Genomic DNA, 21,416 nt, shown 5'->3' on the forward strand with positions numbered 1-21,416 from the left:
CACTTCAAGGTGACTTGCCGCAGGGCCGGCGGACCACGAGTCGTATGGCTCAGCACTCCGGGCGAACCAGTGTCATCGGACCGTCATGTGACTGATGTGGGCACACCCCGTCGCACGGCACAGTGGGCGTACCGAGTCCGGCCACCGGGTGTGCGTGAACAGAACAACCGCGCGCAGACTGGCCGTCCGGTCCCGGCCGGCGACGGCCCCGTACTGGATTCGTGTGAAACGTTCCGCAACACAGTTCTAAGTCTTCCGAAGGGTGATTGTCATGTTTGGTGTGATGGGTAAGAGCAGGGGTCGTGTGGTGGCCGGTGTGGTGTCGTCGGTGGCTGCGGTGGGGACGGTAGGGGTGTTCGCGCTGGCGAGTCCGGCCAGTGCGCAGCCGGAGGCCGGTGGGAGCAAGGACCGGCCGAAGCCGACGATCGTGCTGGAGCACGGCGCGTTCGCGGACTCCTCGAGCTGGAACGGGGTGGCCAAGGAACTGCGGGCGGACGGCTATCCGGTGGTGGCCGCGGCCAACCCGCTGCGCGGCCCCGCCTACGACGCCGCCGCCCTGCGCAGCGTCCTGGACCACATCAGGGGCCCGAAGGTGGTCGTAGGACACTCCTACGGCGGCAATGTCATCAGCGAGGCCGCCACCGGCCATCCCGACGTCAAAGCCCTCGTCTACGTCGCCGCCTTCCTCCCCGCCCCCGGCGAGACCGCCCTGGAGCTGACCAACAAGTTCCCCGGCTCCACCCTCCCCGACGCCCTCGACCCCGCCCCCTACACCCTGCCCGACGGCACCAAGGGAACCGACCTCTACATCCAGCAGGACAAGTTCCGCCACCAGTTCGCCGCCGACGTCCCCCGCAACACCGCCGCCCTCGCCGCCCTCGCCCAACGCCCCGTCAGCCAGGCCGCCCTCGAGGAAAAGGCCACCACCGCCGCCTGGAAGACCATCCCCACCTGGGACATCATCACCACCCAGGACCTCAACATCCCCCCCGCCGTACAACGCTTCATGGCCCACCGCGCTCACGCCCACACCACCGAGATCGCCGCCAGCCACTCCGTCGCCGTCTCACACCCCCACCGCGTCGCCCAGGTCATCGAACAAGCCGCACACACCACCACCCACCACTGACCCACACCAACACCAGCAATCACCGGACGAAACCCGCTCATCAGGAACCTGGAAGTGAGATCCCCTCGATGGACATGAAGCTCGAGGTCCTCGTCATACCTGTGTCCGACGTCGATCGTGCGAAGACCTTCCGCACAGAGACACTGGGGTTTCGTCCCGACGCCGGTCGCCGAGCGCCCGCCCGGCCGCTGACCACCGAGTCCCCCGGGGGCGGCCGGGACCGCCCCCGGGTTCCCGTTCGTGCCTGCCCCAGCGCGGCGTATTCACCGGAGGGTCCATGACCGAGAACATCCGCACCTACGACGTCGTGGTAGTCGGCGCCGGCCCGGTCGGGGAGAACGTCGCCGAACGCACCACCGTCGCCGGCCTGAGTACGGTCATCGTCGAGAGCGAACTCGTCGGCGGCGAGTGCTCGTACTGGGCCTGCGAGCCCAGCAAGGCCCTGCTGCGCGCCGCGCTGCTGCGCGCTGACGCCTCGCACGTACCAGGCCTCGACCCAGCCGTCGCCGGACCGCTGGACAGCGCTGCCGTCCTGGCGCACCGGGACCGCATGTCCGGCGACTGGAACGACGAGGGCCAGGTCGGGTGGCTCAAGTCGGCCGGGATCGAACTGCTGCGCGGGCACGGGCGGCTGTCCGGACCCCGTGAGGTGGTCGTGCACACCCCGGAAGGGGACACCATACGTCTGCGTGCCCGGCACGCCGTCGCCCTCTGCACCGGCAGCAGCGCGGCCCTGCCGGACCTGCCGGGGACGGACGGCCTGCGCCCTTGGACCAGCCGGGAGGCGACCAGTGCCAAGGAGGTGCCAGGTCGGCTGATCGTTGTCGGTGCCGGGGTCGTTGGCACAGAGATGGCCACCGCCTGGCAGGCTCTGGGCAGCCGGGTGACGATGCTTGCCCGCGAGGAGCGCCTGCTTCCGCGCATCGAGCCCTTCGCAGGCGAGCTGGTCACCGAGCGCCTGCGGGAAGCCGGTGTGGACATCCGGTTCAGCACGAAGCTCTCCACCGCGAAGCGGGTGGGCGGTCCGGACGGCGAAGTGGTGGTCACCCTCTCCTCGGGCGAGGAGATCACCGCGGACGAGATCCTGTTCGCCACCGGCCGGGCTCCACGCACCGAGGACATTGGCCTCGAGACGGTTGGCCTGGCTCCGGGGGGCTGGCTCACCACGGACGACGCCTTGACCGTGTCCGCCGTACCGGGGGAGTGGCTCTACGCGGTCGGGGACATCAACCGTCGTGCACTCTTCACCCACCAGGGCAAGTACCAGGCCCGGATCGCCGGCGCGGTGATCGCCGCCAGGGCCGGCGGCACGGCCCCCGACACCACTCCCTGGGGGCCGCACACCGCCACGGCCGACACCGGCGCCGTCCCTCTGGTCGTCGTCACCGACCCGGAGGTCGCGGCGGTGGGCCTGACCGCCCAGGAGGCCGTGCGCACCGGTCGTGCCGTCGACGTGGTCGACTACGAGATCGGTCACCTCGCCGGCGCTGTCCAGTACCGCCCGGACTACCGCGGCAGGGCCCGCATCCTCATCGATCGCGACCGCCGTACGGTCGTCGGGGCGACCTTCGTGGGGCCGGGTGTGGCAGAGCTCGTGTACTCGGCCACCGTCGCCATCACCGCCGAGGTCCCCCTGGAGCGGCTGTGGCACGCCGTACCGGCGTTCCCCACCATCAGCGAAGTGTGGCTGCGCCTGCTGGAGACGTACCGCGACCGAGAGGACCAGTAGTCGGCTGCGCCTGTGCGGCCTCCGGTCGCTGCCGTCTGCGACTGAAGCGGCTGAAGGAACAGCTACTGAAAATCTCTTCGGTCGTTTCAGTCACTTTTTGAGGTGGTCAGTCCCCGCTGACCTGCACTTCTTCATGGCGTCCCCAGTCAGCGACGGAGGGCCCAGTCGCTGGCCCTCTTCCTTCGGTCGTTGACGCACTTCTCGCTGATCGCATCATCGACACGGAAGCACGCTCCTTTCGCATGTGCTCCACGCCCTCAAGGGTCGCGCTCGCCAGTCTGTGCCCATCGTTGAGTCGCTGCGGTCGCTGGCAAGGGGTGTACATGGCTGCTGGGCTGGGCTTCTCTCGCAGCGACCCACGCCTGCCCGCCCTGACAGCTTCAGCTGCCGGACAGTCGCTGGTGGACACCGGTCGCCGCCGGATCCGGCAGAGTGGTGGTGGCGCCACCCGCAAATGGGCGTAGGCGTCACCTGCAGCGATTCTGCCCGGCATCCCCATCACCGACGACGTCTACCTCACCGGCCTGGCATCGCTGTGCTCGCAGCCCTGCGCGGACAGCGGAGCCCCCGCGGACGACTCGGCCACTCTGCGTGTGCGCACCCCCTCCGGCGGGTTCCACGTCTGGTACCGGGTCGCGGACCACTGTCACTGGCAGCCCTCGGTCGGAACCAGCCCCGGCCGGGCCCTGGCCTGGCAGGTCGACATCCGTGCCCACGGCAGCTATATCGTTTCGCCCGGTAACCTCGCCGACGCCGGTCCTGTACCCCGTCGGCGACACCAGACCGAACGTTCCGAAGGCGGCACCCCCCTCCAAGCCATGCGGCAACTGGGGATAATGCTGCCGCTGTGACGTCGGCCCGGCGCCTGCGCCGCCGCTCCCCGGGATTCCCCTTTACCAGGCCGCTGGCGTACCGGGGAGACAGAGTACTCGTCGAAATCTGGACATCTTTTGTCCAGGGTGATTGCATGGGCCGTACCGAGCCTCGAGCGGGCATGGCTAGTCGGCGGACACCACCGGGCCGCACTTGCATCGTGGCCGTTGGAGGTAGCCCGATGAACGACCTTGACCCGAGAACCTCCCGAGAATCGATGGCGTTGATCGGCCGGGACAGCGATCTGGAATTCGTTCGCTCCTTCTTCAACGACGCCGTTGTGCAGGGGGGAGCGCTGCTGCTGTCGGGCGAGGCCGGAGTGGGCAAGTCCGCGCTGTTGGACGCGGTGGCCGTGGCAGCGACGAACGACGGAGCGAGGGTCCTTCGCGCGGAGGGTGTTCAGTTCGAGGCGGACATCAGTTACGCCGGCCTGAATCAGCTTCTCGTGCCTTTGTTTGATTCCTTCGACGTGCTGGACCCGGTGCACCGGGACGCGTTGCAAGTGGCGGTGGGGATCGGTGGTGGCCCCACGCCGGACCGTCTGCTGACGTCCACGGCGGTGTTGCTGCTGTTGCGTGAGACCGCGGCGAAGAAACCGTTGCTGCTGATCGTCGACGACCTGCCATGGCTGGACCGGGCCACGAACGCCGTGCTCGGCTTCGTCGCCCGGAGGCTGGTCGGCAGTCGCATCGGCTTTCTGGCGGCCTCGCGCACGGGAGCCGACAGTTTCTTCGACGCCAGCGGCCTGACCGAGTACCGGGTACAGCCCCTGGACGCCCGGGCATCGGCCCAGCTGCTCGCCCACGCCCACCCTGATGTCTCTCCCGCGGTGCGGCGCCGGGTCGCGGCGGAGGCGCGCGGCAACCCGCTGGCACTGGTGGAGCTTCCGGCGGCGCTGACCGGTGCGCAGCGGAAGATGCTGGCCGCTGTCCCGGCCGTGCTGCCCCTGGGGGAGCGGTTGCAGGCGCTGTACGCCTCGCGGGTGGCTGCGTTGCCCGAGCGGGTCCGTCAGCTGCTGCTGATCGCGGCGCTGGACGGAACCGGTGATCTGGCGGTGATCGAGGCGGCCGGGGCGGGGCGGGCCGTGGCGGACGAACTCGGACCCGCCGAGCGCGACCGGCTGGTGACGATCTCGGACCTGACCCGGCGGCTGAGCTTCAGGCACCCGCTGATCGGTTCGGCGGTCGTGGAAGAGGCGACCACCGCCGCCCGCAGGAAAGCGCATCGGGCGCTCGCCGACGTCCTGACCGACCAGCCGGAGCGCCGCGCATGGCACTTGGGGGAGGCTGCCCCCGGTCCCGACGAGGCGGTGGCGGCCCTGCTGGAGCAGACCGCACGGCACCGGATCCGGCGCGGTGACGCTCTGGGGGCGGTGGCGGCGCTGACCCGGGCGGCCGGGCTGAGCCCCGCGGCGCCCGACGAGAGCCGGCGCCTGGCGGAGGCTGCCTACATCGGTGCCGACGCCGGCGGCGAGCTGGAGGACGCCTCGCGGCTTCTCGCGGGGGCGCGGCTGGTGCACCCCACCGGCCGGGACTCGCTGCACGCCGCGGCGGCGTCAGCGTTCCTGTTGATCAACCGGGACGGTGACATCGATACCGCGCACCGTCTGCTGGTCGGCGCGATCGAGGCCGGCGACCACGGCTACGACGCCAACGACAGCGCCCTCGGTGAGGCCCTGCACACCCTGATCCTGCTGTGCTCGTTCAGTGGTGACCCCAAGATGTGGGAGCCCTTGTTCAGGGCGGTGGACCGGCTCACGCCCGAAGTACCCGAACTGCTGTGGGTGACCATCCGGACCTTCGCCGATCCCGCACGCACCGGAGCCGAGGCACTGCCGCGGCTCGGCGCCCTGCTCGCCGGGATCGAGTCCACCTCCGACCCCGCGCGTGTGATGCGCATTGGTATCGCCTCGCTCTACGCGGACCGGCTCGCGGACCTGCGGGACGCGTCGCGGCGCGTGGTCGAGCAGGGCCGGGCCGGCACGGCTCCTGTGCGCCGCCACCTGGGCGCGCTGATGGATCTGTGCCTGGACTACTACCACCACGGCCGGTGGGACGCCGCGGCGGAGCTGGCCCAGGAGGGCCTCGCCCTGTGCGCGGAACACGACTACCGGTTCTTCACCTGGTACTTCCACTACGCGCAGGCGCTGCTGGCGGCCGTACGGGGCGACGCCGAGACCAGTGCCGCGCTTGCCGACGAGATCGTCAGATGGTCGGCGCCGCGCGGGGCGCGGGGCGCCGTACACTTCGCCTGTCACGCCCGGGCCCTGGCCGCCATCGGCCGGGGCGACTTCGAGGCAGCCTTCCGGCACGCTTCCGCCCTGAGCCGGCCCGGGACCCTCGCCCTCTACGTGCCGCATGCCATGTGGGCTTCCATGGACCTGGTGGAGGCAGCCATCAAGACCGGCCGGAACGAGGAGGCCGCCGCACACGTGGTGGCGATGCGTGATTCCGCGATGGCCGCGCTCTCACCCCGCTTGGAACTGCTAGTGCGGGCCGGTGAGGCGCTGACCACGCCGGGTGACGCCGCTCTCGAAGCGTTCGAGCGGGCCCTGTCCCTGCCGGGCCCGGAACGCTGGCCCTTCGACGTCGCACGTGTGCGCCTCTTCTACGGCGAACACCTAAGGCGCAAGCAGGCGCCGATGGAAGCCCGGCAGCACCTGGCCCGGGCGCGGGACGAATTCGAACAGCTGGGCGCGGCGCCCTGGGCGGCGCGCGCGTCTGCCGAGCTGCGGGCGAGCGGTCAGGCCGACCCGGCCGCGGCGACAGCGGGCCCGGTGTCTCTGACGGCCCAGGAACGGCAGATCGCGACCTTGGCGGCGACCGGACTGACCAACAAGCAGATCGCCGAGCGGATGTTCCTCTCCCACCGGACCGTGAGCACCCACCTGTACCAGATTTTCCCCAAGCTCGGCATCTCCTCCCGGGCCGCACTGCGCGACGCCCTCGCCGATCTCGACGCGAACGGCGGGCGCTGAGCCCACGATGCCCCCGTGCAACAGCGCCCCGCCGGGGCGCTGTTGCACGGGGGCATTCCGTCTTACGCCCCTTCGGAACGGGAGACGGTGACGGCCGGACGGGTGCTCTGAATTTCCGCGAGCTCGGCCAGGGTGCCTTCGCGTCTGGCCTTTCGCCAGCCTTGCTTGGCGAACATGCCGTTGAAGAACAGCTGGACAGGTTTGACCGGCGGGGCGGTGAAACCGGAGGTGGTGTGGGGGGCGTACACGATGGTGCCGCCGGTGACCTTCAGCCATCCGGTGCAGATGCGGTTGGACAGCCCGACGGCCTTCGGGCCGAAGGAGTGCGCGGTGAAGCCGGCCCGGCGACCCCCCTCCGGCAGCAGCCCAGGGGCGGTCTCCAGGCGCAGGCCCTGTGCGTCGTGGCCGGCGACACGGGCGGGCACGACACACGGGTAGCCGTCCGCCCCGCGCCAGGACAGCAGTTGGTGGGGCAGCTTGGTCACCTGCCCGTACAGCTTCCGGGTGTCGACCCGCGGACCGGTCCCCTTCGCCGGTGCTTCCTGCGCATCCGGCTGCTGCCCGGGCCAGGAGGCACCGGACACGGACAGGCCGCCTGCCGCGTGTCCGTCGGGCCAGGAGGCGATGCGCCGGACCGCGATGTCGATGACCACGCGGTTGTCGAGGTAGTCACCGAGTACCCAGTCCCAGAACCGCCCGGTGGGCATAGCCCCCAGGAAGCGCTCGATTCGTGGCTTGAGGGCGTCGAGGACCTCGGGTGAGGGTGTGAGGGGGACAGTGGCGGTGCCCTGCGCGAGGACGAAACCGTCGGTGGTCGCGAAGCCGTGCTCACGTGTGTGGTAAGCCATGGCCACGTGCGGGTCGCGCAGGATATGTCGCAACTTGCCGTTGAAGGCCAGCGACGTGGTCACCCCGACGGATCCCAGGTGCCGGTCGACGAGCCCGGTCGGGGAGACCGGAATGGTCACAGTGCCTCCGGCCGGAGTCCCGTACGCGAAAGCGGTGACCAGGTCGCCCGCCATCACTTCCTGTGCCTCGTCGGACCAGGGCACCACATAGGGCCGCTTCTGAGCGGGGATAGGTTCGACCATGAGCGAAACTATAAGCCCTCACGGACACGTATGAGCTCACCGGCGGCCGTGCACAGGACAGTTGGATCACACGTTGCCCGCTTCCCGAGTGTGCCGTTCCCCGCGAACGTGTCGTAGTCGTAGCCGGTGCCCGGCCGGCCGGACTGGCCGAAACCGCGCCGGTCGTAGGTGATGACGCGGTGGCCGGTCGAGAAGGGCCGCGGACCGCTGCTCCTACGACTGTCCACTGGGCGGATAGCCGTGGATGAGGACGACCGGCCGCCCGGTGCCGTGGTCCTCGTAGTACAGGTCGATGTTGGTGGAGTTCGCCTGGCCGACGGTGATGGGCATGGTGTTCCCTTTGCAGATGGGTCACAGGCCCGGAGCGGTGTCGCTGACCGTGCCGCACGCCGAGCATGACCTGGGACGGCACGGCTTTCCCCCACGGCCGCCCTTCTTTCTGGTGCGGTGCCCCCTGTGTGCAGTCAAACGAGGGATCAGTAGAGCGTGTGTGGGAGCGTCGGTGCCACACATGACCGCGGGCGCTCGTGCCGTGCCGCCCGCGGTGCCTCCTGCTCCTCCGATCCGTACCTCCGGGCTACTTGGCCTTGAGCGGCCCCTGGAAGGACTTGCGGAGGGACGAAGGGCCGACGAGCGGCAGCAGCGCGGCCAGCATCTTGCCCTTGAACGCCGCGGGTTCCCGGGTCAGTTCGACATCGACACGGGTCCCCTCACCCTCGGGAGTCGTGCGGAAGACCCATCCGCCGCCGGCGCCGAAGAGCTTGGAGTCGAGGGTGGTGACGGTGACCTTGCCCTTCTCGGCGTCCCACTGGTAGCGCGCCCGCTCCCAGGCCGCGCTGGTGCCCTCGGTCACCTCGGCCCAGGTGTCACCCAGCTCGTGGACGATGAAGTGTTCCGCGTCGATCGATGGCCAGGCCTCGGCGCGCGTGGGGCTGAAGTCCGTCAGCACAGCCACTACGTCCGCAGGGCTGAGCGTGGAGTTGAGGTGGAAGCGAGTGACAGACATGTGAGCCCCTTCGGGGAAAGTAACCGGCTTGAACGGTGATGACTTTGGCATGAGGGAAAGTAACCTGTCAAGGAGGTGACTTCGATTGGGTGCCGATGAGGCCCCGTCAGGGGGCCGGTCGCTCGGTACCGGTGTGGCCTTCCGGAAAGGCCAGGTACCGCAGGGGGTGTGGTAGTTCTCCGGGGCGCCGGTCGCGTCGGTGGCTGCGATCGAAGGTCAACCACCTCTGCAGAGAGGTCGCGCGGTGTCGGGGAAGCGTACATCGGCGCCGGATCCATCCCGGTTTCGCCGGGCGTGTCGATGGGTCCCTCGGTATCCATGCTCATGCGCCGGAGCGCGGGGTGCATCCGTCATATGACGGCGAAGTGTGTGCTGTGAGGTGTCGAGAAATTCGTCACCCCTTTGACTGGTGACTCAAATGGATGCACGCTGATGTCACCGGGACGGCCCTGGCAGGCAGTCATATGCTGGCCCACTCGTCGGTCAGATGACCGATCCCGTGGGCCTCCGGCCGGCCGGAGAATGGTTCGTCAAGACGTAGAACAAAGGGAGGCCCGGCCCAGCATGTCCATCATCAGGAGTTCACTCTCGCCCGAGGACCGGCGGGTGACCGGGGACGCCCTCCAGGGCACCCTGGTCGACCTGCTCGATCTCTCCCTGCTGGCCAAGCAGGCGCACTGGAACCTCTACGGGCCGCGGTTCCGCTCGATCCACCAGCAGCTCGACGAGGTCGTGGCCACCGCCCGGGACTACGCCGACCAGGTAGCCGAGCGTGCCGCGGCACTCGGGATCAGCCCGGACGGACTGGCGGCGACCATCGCGGAGACCAGCGGCCTGCCCGCCTTCCCACCGGGCTGTGTCCCGGACACCGACGCGGTGCGTGCGCTGGTTGCGGCGTTCTCGACGTTGATCGCACGGATGCGGGTCCGCATCGAGGGGACCGGGGCGTCGGACGCGGTCAGTCAGGACCTGCTGATCGGTCTCACCGGCGCGATGGAGAAGCAGCACTGGATGTTCCAGGCCGAAAACAGCGGGTGACCCACGGCGCGGTCCGCGCCCCCGCGGAACACGTACACGAAACCGCGTAACCAGGAGGAGTCATGGGAATGAAGGGCCAGGACCGCAGGCGCAGGCGCCGGGGCCAGGACAAGGACGCCGCGGCGTTGCAGGCCTTCCTGAGCCGGGTCGACCACGATGGCCGGCGCTCACCCGACACGAAGATCGAGGAAGCGACCCTGAGGGCCGGTCAGCTCGCGGCCGTCGCCTGTCTCAGCGCGGCCCTCTGACCGACGCGTCCACATCAGTCACCCCTTGCCGCTCCCTGGTCCGGAGCGGCATTTCTGCTCTCCCGGCCGGTAAGCGCAGCAAGCGTGAACACATGTGAGGGGCCGGCCGTCACGCCTGCTGGGCAAGGAGGGGCAGGCATCGACGCGCTCTCTGGCGGCCGCCTCGCTCCCGGCCGGACGACATCGTGGTGGACGGACCCGGCGCGCGCGGGGACCGCTGAGCGGCTGGACCGGGGAACACCGGGACGTACCGGGGCGGGTGGCGCCGGCAGACCCCGCACGGCTGCGACAACCCGGCCGTGCCCGAGGTACCGTTGTTGTCCGGCGGCATGGCTCAGGCCCCGTTCGCCCGCGTTCCCGCGTCGCCCGGTCCGGCCGGGGCCACATCGGCCCGTGCCCCCTGCACGTCTACGTCGGCGACTTCGCACCGCCGCTCGGCATCACCCTGGTCGCCGACCGGCTGTCCGGACTGATGCTCACGGTCTCGTCGGCCGTCACCCTCTCCGTCCCGGTCTACTCGCTGGGCCAGGGCACCGCAGGACCGCGACCGCGAGGAGCGCGGCCGGCTGCGGGCCGACCGTGCTCTGCAGGACAGAGGGCGGGATGCCACGTACTGCCTTCCGCCGCAGGCCCGGCTTCGGGCACCTCGGCGCCGACGGGCTCGTACTCGGTCCGACCACCGATGTCATCGCCCAGGTGACCCGAGCGGGGGGCGGTTCTGAAGGCGGGCTCTCATCTTCCGGCCCGACCTCCGGCCGCACCGCCCGGCCCCGGGTCTCGGGCGGGCGGGCGGGCCAGTTGCCGCCGGCCGCGGTCGGCCGTTCAGATGGTGATCGTCTTGTATTCGGTGTAGGTGCCGAGGCCGACCGCGCCGTACTCGCGGCCGATGCCGCTGGCCTTGAAGCCGCCGAACGGGCCGTCGAAGGCGACGGAGGCGCCGTTGACCGTGACGGTTCCGGTGCGGATACGGCGCGCGACCTCCAAGGCGTGGGTCTCGTCGGAGGACCAGACGCCGCCGGAGAGGCCGTACTCGGAGTCGTTGGCGATACGGACGGCGTCGTCCTCGTCCTCGTACGCGATGACGACCAGGACCGGGCCGAAGATCTCCTCCTGCGCGATCCGCATGGAGTTGTCGACGTCGGCGAACACGGTGGGCGTGACGTAGTTGCCCTTCTCCAGGCCCTCGGGGATCTGCGGGCCGCCGGTGACCAGGCGGGCGCCCTCCTCGATGCCGAGCCGGATGTAGTTGCGTACCCGCTCCTGCTGGTCGGCGCGGATCATCGGGCCGATGAAGGTGTCGGGGTCGTTCGGGTCGCCCACCTTCAGCGACTGCACCAGCTCCTTGAGGGCCGTCACGACCTCCTCGTACCGGCTGCGCGGGGCCAGGATCCTGGTCTGCGCGATGCACGCCTCGCCGTTGTTGAGCAGCGAGCCGAACTTCAGGCCCGCGACGGCCTTGTCGATGTCGGCGTCGGGCAGGATGACGGCGGCGGACTTGCCGCCCAGCTCCAGACTGACCCGCTTGAGCTGCTCGCCCGCGATCGAGGCGATGCGGCGGCCGGCCCGCGTCGAACCGGTGAAGGCGATCTTGTCGACCTCGCGGTGCGACACCAGGTACTCGCTGGTCTCCCGGTCCGCGGGCAGAACGCTGATCACACCCTCCGGCAGACCGGACTGCTCCAGCAGTTCGGCCAGGAAGCCCAGGCTCAGCGAGTTCTCCGGGGAGATCTTGAGGACCACAGAGTTGCCCGCGAGCAGGGCGGGGATGATCTTCGAGGTGGCCGCGGAGAAGGGCGAGTTCCACGGGATGACCGCTGCCACGACGCCGATCGCCTCACGGCGCACGACGCTGCGCGAGGGGGACGCCGGGTCGGTGGGCACCAGGGTCTCCTCCCAGGCGAACTCCTCCGCCGCCTTGAGGTAGGCGTTGGCCTGCCGGGTCAGACCCGGCTGCCCGGCCCGGGTGAACCATCCCGCGGAACCGTTCTCCAGCGAGATCAGGTGGGCGGCCTTCTCCGCGTTCTCCTCGCGTAGCGCGTTGAACCGCCGCAGGACCGCGACCCGCTCGGCCGGCGGGGTCGTACGCCACACACCTGCCTCGAACGAGGCGCGCGCCGAGGCGACCGCGCGGTCGACGTCAGCCGGCCGCGCCTGCGCCGCACGGCCGACCACGGACTGGTCGTGGGGCGAGGCGATGTCGAGCAGCTCCGGGTTGCTCGGCTCCACCCAGGATCCACCGATGAAGAGCCGGTCGTAGGTGATCATGTGCGTTCCCTCTTTCGCGGTTTCCTGCAGCTTCGCTAACAGCCACTTAAGTGTAGCACTTATATCGATAGAGCGCACATGTCTGTGGTTTTAAAGGAAAAATGTTCCCCATGAGAGTTACTCTTGAAGGTATGAGAGCCGACGCAGCACGCAATCTGGAAGCCGTTCTGACCACGGGTGCGCGCATGCTCGCCGCCGATCCGGGCGTGAGTATCGCGAGCATCGCGGCGGAGGCGGGTGTGGACCGGCGCACGGTCTACCGGCGTTTCACCTGCCGTGAGGACCTGCTTGCCGCTGTCTACGAAGCCCGCCTGTCGGCCATCGAGTGGGCCGTCGAGGACGCACGGCTGCGCGAGGCTCCGGTTGCCGTGGCGCTGCACCGCTACGTCGAGAACATCATCGGCGTCAACCGTGCCTGGCCCGTCGATCTCACCCGCATGCTCGCCGACGACTCCGTACGGGTCCGTCGCGACGCCGCCGTCCGCGAGGTGGGCCTCTTCCTCCACCGGGCCACTGACGAAGGGCTGCTGCGCCCCGGGCTCCCGGAGGGGTGGGCGAGCGTGCTGCTGCCCGAACTTATCAACCTGGCGTCGCACCAGCAGGCGCATCTCGGCCCCGGCCAGGCGGCCGACGTGGTGATCGACACGTTTCTGCGCGGCACGGGAGTGTGAGTGCGGCGAGGGCTGTCCGCGGCGGGGCGCCGCGGACGACGCCGACGGCCGGCACCCGTGCGGGTGCCGGCCGGTCGCATGTGCTTCCCGGTGGGTCGTGTGCGCGTCGCCGGGTGGGTCAGGCGGCGGGGGCGGCTACGTTCTCGGCGATGTCCTCGGCTGCGGGGCCGGCTGCGGTGCCGGCCTCCTGGCTGTTCTGCCGGGACGGCTTGAGGTACAGGGCGAGGAGGATGCCGACGGCGAGGGCGGGTGCGATCCAGAGATACCCGGCGGCCGTGGCGTGCGCGAAGGCGTCCAGTGCGGTCTCGCGCAGGCCCTCGGGCAGCCGGGCGATGCTGTCGGGGCGGGCAGCGTCGAAGCCGCCGGCGGTCGGCAGTCCATGGGTGCGGCCGGCGAAGCCGCTGCTGAGCAGGGTGCCGAAGACGGCGACACCGAAGGCCGCGCCGATGGACCGGGCGAAGGTGACCACGGCGCTGGCGGCGCCGAGGTCGGCGGTGGGCACGCTGTTCTGGACGGTGGTCAGCACCACCATGGGCACCATGCCGATGCCGACCCCCGTGATCAGGAAGTAGATGCTCAGGACGAGGGTGCCGGTGGCGGCTCCGAGGGTGCTCAGGAGGATCAGCCCGGCGAGGTTGGCGAGCAGGCCAACGAGGAGGATCGGGCGCAGCAGACCGGCGTGCGCGGCCCAGCGTCCGGCCAGGGACTGGCTGACGACCAGGCCCAAGACCAGGGGCAGCAGGTGGACGCCGGAGAGGGTGGCCGAGACCCCATGGACGATCTGCAGATAGGTGGGCAGGTAGACCAGGACGGCGAACATGGCCGCGTTGGCGACGAACCCGATCAGCGAGGAGAAGACGACGGTCCGGGAGGCGAACATGGCCGGCGGCAGTACCGGGGCGGCGGCACGCCGCTCGACGGGCACCAGGAGTACGGCCAGCGCCACGGTGATGACGATCAGGCCGATGACGGCCGGGGAGCCCCATCCCCAGCGCTCACCGAACGACGCGACCAGGACCAGTCCGGTGGCGATCGCGGCCAGCATCAGGGAGCCCAGGTAGTCGATGCGGAGCTTGGCCCGCTTGCTGATCGAGGGCAGCGCACGGGCGGCGATGACCAGGGCGACGGCGCCGACGGGCAGATTGATGAGGAAGGCCCACCGCCAGGAGAGCTGGTCCGTGAAGACACCGCCCAGCAGAGGGCCGACGATGCTGGCGACGCCGTACACCGAGCCGAACATGCCCTGGTAGCGACCGCGTTCACTCGGGGCGACGATGTCACCCACCAGCGCGAAGGTGAGCACGATCATGCCGCCGCCGCCCACGCCCTGCAGCACGCGGGCGCCGATCAGTTCGGGCAGGTTCTGCGCCAGGCCGCAGGCCGCCGAGGCGATCAGGAAGATTGTGGTCGAGACCAGGTACAGCCGCTTGCGGCCGAACATGTCGCCTAGTTTGCCCCACAGCGGAGTCACCGCGGTCGACGCGAGGAGATACGCGGCACTGACCCACGCGATGTCGTCGAACCCGTTCAGGTCCACGGCTATCCGCGGCAGTGCCGTCGAGACGATTGTCTGGTCGAGGGCCGCGAGGAGGACCGCCAGGATCAGGGCGCTCATGGCGGCGGCCGCTCCTGGCGCCTTGGGTGACGCGGAATTTGCCTTCGGCATCGGGCGTGCCCTTCCGGAAGTGGTGGTGAGGTGGGGCCGAGCGCGGCAGGACGGTCACGACTACAGCCGACTGAAGCTATCTGTCACTTCACTGTAACACTTAAGGTATTAGGCTCCACATTGGTGACGCTTTAGAAGTCTCAGGCTTCGCATCTCGCCACTGGGCTCGGTGCTGTGAAAGCTCCCGTGGCGGCCTGAAACGGGAAGTGACACGAAGTTGCACAAAGTGGAATGACCGATTGGAGAGGCAGTTGATGAAGCTGTCGTCCGCGACGGCCTCGGCCGCACCGTCCAGACCCTGCCCGCCCACCTGCGTGGCTCCCTCACCTGGGGCCAGGGCAGCGAGATGGCGCGTCACAAGCAGTTCACCATGGCCACCGGAATGCCCGTCTACTTCTGCGACCCCGCCTCGCCCTGGCAACGCGGCTCGAACGAGAACACGAACGGGCTGTTGCGGCAGTACTTCCCGAAAGGCACCGATCTGAGCTGCCACAGTCCCGAAGACCTCGAACACGTCGCCCAGGAACTCAACGGCCGCCCACGCAAGACGCTCGACTGGGATACCCGAGCCGAGCGTCTACGTGATCTACTCACCACCTGAAACCAAGTGGTGTTGCGACGACCCGTTGAACCCAAGATGTTTCCCGGGGGTCGTCGTTCTTAACCTCGGCGGTGGGCGTGCCGCCGTTCCTCACCCTGGTCAGCGACCTCGCCGGGTCGGTGCAGCAGAAGCGGGCCGTGCCCGGAGCCGTACGACGCGCCGGGCGGGTTTCGCCACGGGCGCCGCGGCGGGGCGGACCGTCAGGCGGTGCGGTAGCGCACCGGCAGCGACAGGAGGCCGCGCATCATGCCGGAGGGGATCCACGCGAGGGAGTCCACAGGGACGGCCAGCTCCAGTTCGGGTACGCGGGAGAGCAGGGCTCCCAGTGCGATGGAGACTTCGAGGCGGGCCAGGGGAGCGCCGAGGCAGTAGTGGATGCCGTGGCCGAAGGCCAGGTGGCGGGCGTTGGGCCGGGTGACGTCGAGTACGAGGGGGTTCTCGCCCCGGGCCTCGGAGGCGCCGTGGCCGGCGGATCCCAGGGCGATGGTGACGACGCTGCCCCGGGCGATCGTCACACCGCCCAGCTCGAAGTCCTCGGCCGCGTAGCGGTTCGTGGAGCGCTCGACGGAGGTGTCGTGGCGCAGGAACTCCTCGACCGCGCCGGGCAGCAGTTCGGGCCTGGCGCGCAGCAGCCGGAGCTGGTCGGGGTTCTGCAGCAGGGCCAGGGTGGCGTTGCCCAGAAGGTTCACGGTGGTCTCGTGGCCGGCGATGATCAGCAGCATCGCCGTGCCGACCACTTCGGCCTCGGAGAGCCTGCCGTTCTCCTGGTCATGGGCCATGACCAGTGCGGACAGCAGATCGTCCTCGGGGGCGCGCCGTTTGGCCAGCAGGAGGTCGCGCAGCAGTCCGCGCAGCCCGACCAGTGAGGAGCGGTGCTCCGGAGAGGCCACCTGCAACGCGTGGGCCGACCAGTTGCGAAAGTCCTCGCGGTGTTCCTGAGGGATGCCCAGGAGTTCGGCGATGACCGTCACCGGCAGCGGCCCGTTGAACGCCTCCACGAGGTCCGTCTCGCCGGCGGGCGGCAGGGCGTCGAGCAGGTCGTGGGCGATCCGCTCGATGCGCGGCGCCAACTGTGCCGTGCGCCGGGGCGTGAAGGCACCCGCCACCAGGCGACGGAGCCGGGTGTGCTTCGGCGGATCGGCGTCCAGCATGTGATCGACGAGTCCGACGCCCGGCTGGTTGAGGATGAACCCGGCGGCGGCGAGCTGTTCGGCAGCGGGTCCGGAGTCCTTGAGCAGGGCCGGGTGGGTGAGGGCCTCCCTGGCCAGGTCGTGGCCGACGACCACCCAGCCGGTAAGACCTCGGTGGTATTCGGCCCGGTGGATGGGGCCGAGGGCCCGTAGCCGGGCGTACTGTCCCGGCGCGTCCGCCTTGAAGGCCGGGTTCAGGACCACTCTTTCGTCCGCCATCGGGCACTGCTGCTGTTGTGGGCTCATATGGGTCTCCCCGATCGGCGGCGCCGGTTGGTCTGGAGTGGCGCGGTGAGTGGCGCCGGTGTGTGCGGCGGCGTGGTCCGGCCGCTGTCTTCAGAACGGTTGTGGTCTCGGGGGAGTTCACTCCGGCGGGTGCCCCGTGCCCCCGGCGGTCAGTTGTCGCTGTTGAGGATCGACAGGACGCGCAGCGCCTCCAGGTAGATCCACACCAGTGTCAGGGTGAGACCGAAGGCCGCCAGCCACGACTCCTCGCGCGGGGCGCCGTAGGCGATTCCGTCCTCGATCTGCTTGAAGTCCAGGGCGAGGAAGCAGGCGCCGAGCAGGATGCCGGCGATCCCGAAGACGACGCCGAGGGCGCCGCTGTCGAAGCCGAGGCCGTGGCTGGCTCCGAAGGCGGAGAAGAGCAGGTCAGCCACCAACAGGATCGCGAAGCCGGTCGCGGCGGCGAGCACGAACCCGTAGAACCTGCGTGTGACACGGATCCAGCGCATCCGGTACGCGATCAGCACACCCGCGGAGACCGCGAAGGTGCCCAGCACCGCCTGGACGACCACACCTGGCGAGATGTAGGTCGATGTGACGCTGGAGATGACGCCGAGGAAGACACCTTCGAGCGCGGCGTACCCGAGGATCAGCGCGGGGGAGGGGCGGCGCTTGAAGGACTGGGCGAGTGAGAGGACGAAGGCGACCAGGGCCGCGCCGACGGCGATACCGTACGACCGGCCGATGTTCGCCTCGTCGACGGGCAGCAGGACCCAGGACAGTACGGCCGCCACGGCCACCGTGCCCAGTGTGGCCGCGGTGCGGACGACGACGTCGTCGATCGTCATCACGCCGCCGGCGGCATGGGGATCGTCCTTCACCGGGCTCGGGAAGCCGTCCGTGACATAGGGGTTGACCGAGAGGCCGGTCTGCCGGGCGCCGGCGGCGAACGGTTCTCCCGCGATGACGCCCCCTCGGCTGTCGTCGCGTTCGAAGCCTCGCCGGGAGAAGATCGGGTTGCTGCTGTTCACGTCGTTCCTCCTTGTCCGCCGCCCGCGGCGGCGACAGGTGTGCGGTGACACGCACGTTCTTCGGGCGGTTCGACGGAAGGCGGTGGCCGGCCCGGGCGGAGAGGGACTCTCCATTTGTCACCACTCTGGCAGGTGACGGATGGGAAGGCAAGCGATATCACCGCTTCTACCGGTGACGATTTGGCCCACCGGTGTCAGGAGAGCGCGTCGACCTCCCGGACCGCGGAGGCGAAGGCGTCGGGGCGTTGCTGGGGGAGGTTGTGTCCGGCGCCCGGGACCACGTGATGCACACGGGTGCCCGGGAAGTGGGGCGCCGAGGACGTTCCGTCGGTCCACGGGGTGACCCCGTCGGCCTGGCCGTCGAGAGTGACGGTCGGCACGGTGATCGGTGGCTGCTCGGCGAGTCGTGCCTCGATGCTGTCGTACCGGGGGTCGCCGGGCACGGCGCCGAGCCGGTGGCGGTAGCTGTGGATCACGACGTCCACGTAGTCGGGGTTCGTCCACAGGGCCGCTGCGACGTTGGCGGCGCGCCCGCCCCAGTCGTAGCCGGCGTAGAGGGCCCGGCGGATCCCGAGCGCGTCCAGGAAGGCGATGTGGTCGGCGCCGAGAGCGCCCTGCTGGCCGGAGCGGAGGGTGTCCCCGTGCCGGAACCGGGTCTCCCCGTGACCGCGTAGGTAGGGGACGAGGCGGCGGTAACCGTGCCGGGCCAGGGCGGGGGCCACTTTGCTGTAGGACCCGACGGGGTCGAACGGCCAGCCGTGGCTGAGGACGACGGGGGTGCCGTCCGCGGGACCGACCTCGTGGTAAGCGATGTTCAGGAGCGGTGTACGGACATGACGTACCGGTCCCAGTCCCCGGTTCCGCCCGCCGGTTTCGCCCCGCCCTGCCCCGGCAGCCGGGGCGCCGCCCGCAAGGACGCCGCCGAAGCCGGCCGCCACCGTGGTCATCGCCTGGGTGAGTGTTCGCCTGCCGATCATGTGGGTCGTCTCGCTCTCGTCGCGGACTGGGGGAGAGGCGGACAGTTGTACCCGCGTCACCTGTCTGATCGGTGACGAGATTGCCGGGCAGCGCAGCCCCTGTCAAGGAAGTGAGGGTTCTTGCGTCGCTGCTCGTCCGCCGTACGTGCGACGGGGCGGAGGGTGTGTGGTGGAACGCCGGGGCCGCGTGGCCGGGCTTGCCCTTCCGCGGGACATGTGCGCAGGCGGGAAGCGGGGGCGTACCGAAGCGGTCGCCCGCACAACGGGGGAAGTGTGGGCGACCGCCTCTTCCCCGCTGCCAGGGCCCAGCCAATCACTGCCCCGGCAACAGGAGTCGTCACCGGGGCAACGGGCTTGGACCGGTGCAAGGTTCACGGTCCGGTCAAGAAATCCGGCCGCGGCAGCCGGCCCACTCCCGCCCCACTCTTCGGCGCGGCGGCCGGACCACGGGCAGGGAGGCACATGCGGCGCCGGCAACTGCTGGCTTTTCCGGCATCCTGAACCTGCTGAGCCCCGGAGTGACGGATGACGAACGGACTGTCGGTCACGGGTGGTCCCGGGGCGTCCGCCACGACGTGCCCTGGACACTGGACTTCGAGCGCCTCGCCGCGGTGACCTCGGCCACCGCGACGACAGCCGTCTCCTGGCCCGGCGGGGCAGTCCTTAGGGGACGCCCGCCGTAACGGGCCGCGATCAGCGCCATAGCAGGGCGTCGGCGGCCTTCTCCCAGGGATCCCCCAGGATGATGTCGGCCAGCGCCTGCGCACATCCGGCCAGGAGCCGTTCGCCCTTCTCCGCGGTCGCCGCGCGCGCGTTGCCCGCCACACCGGACTCGGTGATCCGGTCGAAGGACACGGCTATGTACACCGGGTCGGTCGACTCCGCGGGCAGGGTAATCCCCGGACCCCAGGCCGCGTCCAGGTTCTCGGTGCGCACCAGTTCCGGGAAGGCGGCCATCATCAGCGAGGTCTCGCCCTCACAGGCGTGCATCAGGCCGGGCTGGGCCTCCAGGGTGTCGTGCACCACCTCCCGGCCGGCGGTGAAGTAGCTCGTGCACGCGAGAGGGACGGAGAGTTCAGCGGTCAGTTCGGTCGTCAGGGCGTTGAGGGCGGTCATGTTCCCGCCGTGGCCGTTGACGATCAGGATGCGGGAGAAGCCCGCCCGCAGAACGGACCGGCAGATGTCCCGCAGCAGAGCGTGCATGGTGGACAGGGACACGCTGAAGGTGCCGCCGAAGCTGATGTGGTGCTCCGACAACCCTGACCAGACGGACGGCGTCACCACGACCCCGGTGTGCTCGGCGGCGATGACGGCTGCCCGGCGGGAGACCTCCGCCGCGAGGAGGTCGTCCACGCCGGTGGGCAGATGAGGGCCGTGCTGCTCGGTAGCTCCCACAGGTAGCAGTACGACCGCGTCCCGCGCCGCGAGCTCCCGCAGTTGTGGGGCTGTCAGTCGGTTCCACAGGACTTCGTTCATCAGCGGGGTGATGCCTTCCTTGAGCGGCCCGCAGGCCGGGGCTGACACGGGCGGTGTCTGCTGGAGGGGCGGCGAAGCGCTCCGGGTCAGAGGTGGTTGGCGTCGACGACGGCTTGGGCGAAGGCGGTGGGGGCTTCCTGGGGGAGATTGTGGCCGATGCCCTTGAGGGTGCGGTGGTCGTAGGGGCCGGTGAAGTGGGCCCGGTAGGAGGAGCCGTCGCCGGGGGGCGGAGTGAAGGGGTCGAGCTCGGCGTCGAGGGTGATGGTGGGGGTGTGGATGGGGGGACCTGTGAAGAGGCGCTTCTCGTAGCGGTCGTAGCGGTGTTCGCCGTCCGCGAGGCCCAGGCGCCAGCGGTAGTTGTGGATGACGATGGCGGGGTAGTCCGGGTTCTTGAAGGCCTCGGCTGTGCGCTCGAAGGTGGCGTCGTCGAAGTTCCAGGTGGGGGAGACGAGGTCCCAGACCAGGCGGCACAGTTCGGGGCGGTACTTGTCGTCCTCCATGGCGGCGCGGCCGCGCTCGGTGGCGAAGTAGTACTGGTACCACCAGGTGTGTTCGGCCTGGGGGGCGATGGGCGCCTTCTGGGCGTCGACGTTGGTGATGATGTAGCCGCTCACCGAGACGAGGGCTTTGACGCGTCCGGGCCACAGGGCGGCGATGATGTCGGCGGTGCGGGAACCCCAGTCGAAGCCGGCGAGGACAGCCTTGTCGATCTTGAGGGCGTCCATGAGGGCGATGATGTCGAGCGCGATGGCGGACTGCTGGGCGTTGCGGAAGGTGCGCGCGGACAGGAAGCGGGTGGGGCCGTGGCCGCGGAGGTAGGGGACGATGACGCGGTAGCCCTGGTCGGCGAGGAGGGGAGCCACGTCGACGAAGCTGTGGATGTCGTAGGGCCAGCCGTGCAGGCAGATGACGACGGGGCCGTGGGCGGGGCCCGCCTCGGCGTATGCGACGTCGAGGACACCGGCGTGTACGTGCTTGATCCGGGAGAAGGAGGTGTGGGTGCCCGGGGTGATCGCAGGCACGGTCGGTACCGGATGCCCGCCACCCGATCGGGCCCGGGACGCCGCGGAGGCCTGGGACGCCTGAAGGCCGGTCAGCGAGATCGCCGCCGCGCCTGTGCCCAGACCGACCGCCTTGCTGAACGTACGCCTGTTGATCATGTGAATGAAACCCTTCGTCGTTCAGTGAACCGTCGTTGTGTGTGTCCGGCCGCCAGCCTGACC

General features: G+C 69.9%; 16 protein-coding genes and 2 pseudogenes. 8 read left to right on the top strand and 10 right to left on the bottom strand.

Annotated features, from left to right (window positions below; genetic code table 11):
* The first annotated feature begins 283 nt into the window (after positions 1-283).
* From ACFU5K_RS14940 to ACFU5K_RS14955, 4 genes are all read left to right on the top strand, one after another.
* Positions 284-1,129, top strand: a complete 846-nt coding sequence (locus ACFU5K_RS14940) for an alpha/beta fold hydrolase (RefSeq protein ID WP_384060906.1) — start codon at positions 284-286, stop codon at positions 1,127-1,129.
* A gap of 277 nt (positions 1,130-1,406) precedes the next feature.
* Positions 1,407-2,858 (top strand): dihydrolipoyl dehydrogenase family protein, encoded by a 1,452-nt coding sequence (locus tag ACFU5K_RS14945; protein ID WP_384060908.1) that lies wholly within the window; start codon positions 1,407-1,409, stop codon positions 2,856-2,858.
* Between the two features lie 593 nt (positions 2,859-3,451).
* A complete protein-coding gene (locus ACFU5K_RS14950; protein ID WP_384060911.1) occupies positions 3,452-3,709 on the top strand; it encodes a bifunctional DNA primase/polymerase in 258 nt (85 codons plus the stop codon).
* 203 nt (positions 3,710-3,912) lie between these two features.
* A complete protein-coding gene (locus tag ACFU5K_RS14955) occupies positions 3,913-6,708 on the top strand; it encodes an ATP-binding protein (protein ID WP_384060913.1) in 2,796 nt (931 codons plus the stop codon).
* A gap of 62 nt (positions 6,709-6,770) precedes the next feature.
* Here ACFU5K_RS14955 and ACFU5K_RS14960 read toward each other — a convergent pair whose 3' ends face one another.
* The 3 genes and pseudogenes from ACFU5K_RS14960 to ACFU5K_RS14970 all read right to left on the bottom strand — a co-directional run bounded on the left by ACFU5K_RS14960 (position 6,771) and on the right by ACFU5K_RS14970 (position 8,805).
* On the bottom strand, positions 6,771-7,799 hold the full coding sequence (locus ACFU5K_RS14960; RefSeq protein ID WP_384060916.1) for a hypothetical protein: 1,029 nt from the start codon (positions 7,797-7,799) through the stop codon (positions 6,771-6,773).
* Positions 7,800-7,894: 95 nt separating this feature from the next.
* A pseudogene (locus ACFU5K_RS14965) lies at positions 7,895-8,129 on the bottom strand (alpha/beta fold hydrolase); the annotation flags it as partial.
* A gap of 247 nt (positions 8,130-8,376) precedes the next feature.
* Positions 8,377-8,805 carry a hypothetical protein gene (locus tag ACFU5K_RS14970; RefSeq protein WP_384060919.1) on the bottom strand — a complete coding sequence of 143 codons (429 nt, stop codon included), beginning with the start codon at positions 8,803-8,805 and terminating at the stop codon, positions 8,377-8,379.
* Positions 8,806-9,369: 564 nt separating this feature from the next.
* Between ACFU5K_RS14970 and ACFU5K_RS14975 the strand changes: the two genes are divergently transcribed.
* A complete protein-coding gene (locus ACFU5K_RS14975; RefSeq protein WP_384060922.1) occupies positions 9,370-9,843 on the top strand; it encodes a Dps family protein in 474 nt (157 codons plus the stop codon).
* Positions 9,844-9,905: 62 nt separating this feature from the next.
* Positions 9,906-10,091 carry a hypothetical protein gene (locus tag ACFU5K_RS14980; RefSeq protein WP_384060925.1) on the top strand — a complete coding sequence of 62 codons (186 nt, stop codon included), beginning with the start codon at positions 9,906-9,908 and terminating at the stop codon, positions 10,089-10,091.
* Between the two features lie 822 nt (positions 10,092-10,913).
* Here the strand turns inward: ACFU5K_RS14980 and ACFU5K_RS14985 are convergent.
* Positions 10,914-12,356, bottom strand: a complete 1,443-nt coding sequence (locus ACFU5K_RS14985) for an aldehyde dehydrogenase (protein ID WP_384060928.1) — start codon at positions 12,354-12,356, stop codon at positions 10,914-10,916.
* Positions 12,357-12,541: 185 nt separating this feature from the next.
* Here ACFU5K_RS14985 and ACFU5K_RS14990 point away from each other — a divergent pair, with 185 nt between their 5' ends.
* Positions 12,542-13,027 carry a TetR/AcrR family transcriptional regulator gene (locus ACFU5K_RS14990; protein ID WP_384060992.1) on the top strand — a complete coding sequence of 162 codons (486 nt, stop codon included), beginning with the start codon at positions 12,542-12,544 and terminating at the stop codon, positions 13,025-13,027.
* A gap of 118 nt (positions 13,028-13,145) precedes the next feature.
* Here the strand turns inward: ACFU5K_RS14990 and ACFU5K_RS14995 are convergent, their stop codons facing one another.
* On the bottom strand, positions 13,146-14,642 hold the full coding sequence (locus tag ACFU5K_RS14995) for an MDR family MFS transporter (protein WP_384060931.1): 1,497 nt from the start codon (positions 14,640-14,642) through the stop codon (positions 13,146-13,148).
* 316 nt (positions 14,643-14,958) lie between these two features.
* Between ACFU5K_RS14995 and ACFU5K_RS15000 the strand changes: the two are divergent.
* Positions 14,959-15,294, top strand: a pseudogene (locus ACFU5K_RS15000) (IS30 family transposase); the annotation flags it as partial.
* A 200-nt stretch (positions 15,295-15,494) separates the two neighbouring features.
* Here the strand turns inward: ACFU5K_RS15000 and ACFU5K_RS15005 are convergent.
* The 5 genes from ACFU5K_RS15005 to ACFU5K_RS15025 all read right to left on the bottom strand — a co-directional run bounded on the left by ACFU5K_RS15005 (position 15,495) and on the right by ACFU5K_RS15025 (position 21,353).
* The gene (locus ACFU5K_RS15005) at positions 15,495-16,730 is read right to left on the bottom strand and encodes a cytochrome P450 (protein WP_384060932.1); all 1,236 of its coding nucleotides are present in this window, start codon (positions 16,728-16,730) and stop codon (positions 15,495-15,497) included.
* A 149-nt stretch (positions 16,731-16,879) separates the two neighbouring features.
* Positions 16,880-17,740 carry a Bax inhibitor-1/YccA family protein gene (locus ACFU5K_RS15010; RefSeq protein WP_384060935.1) on the bottom strand — a complete coding sequence of 287 codons (861 nt, stop codon included), beginning with the start codon at positions 17,738-17,740 and terminating at the stop codon, positions 16,880-16,882.
* 194 nt (positions 17,741-17,934) lie between these two features.
* Positions 17,935-18,717, bottom strand: a complete 783-nt coding sequence (locus tag ACFU5K_RS15015) for an alpha/beta fold hydrolase (RefSeq protein ID WP_384060994.1) — start codon at positions 18,715-18,717, stop codon at positions 17,935-17,937.
* Positions 18,718-19,410: 693 nt separating this feature from the next.
* Positions 19,411-20,241, bottom strand: a complete 831-nt coding sequence (locus ACFU5K_RS15020; protein WP_384060939.1) for a creatininase family protein — start codon at positions 20,239-20,241, stop codon at positions 19,411-19,413.
* 38 nt (positions 20,242-20,279) lie between these two features.
* The gene (locus tag ACFU5K_RS15025; protein ID WP_384060941.1) at positions 20,280-21,353 is read right to left on the bottom strand and encodes an alpha/beta fold hydrolase; all 1,074 of its coding nucleotides are present in this window, start codon (positions 21,351-21,353) and stop codon (positions 20,280-20,282) included.
* Positions 21,354-21,416 lie beyond the last annotated feature (63 nt).

Source organism: Streptomyces sp. NPDC057428, from assembly GCF_042803195.1.
Lineage (GTDB): Bacteria > Actinomycetota > Actinomycetes > Streptomycetales > Streptomycetaceae > Streptomyces.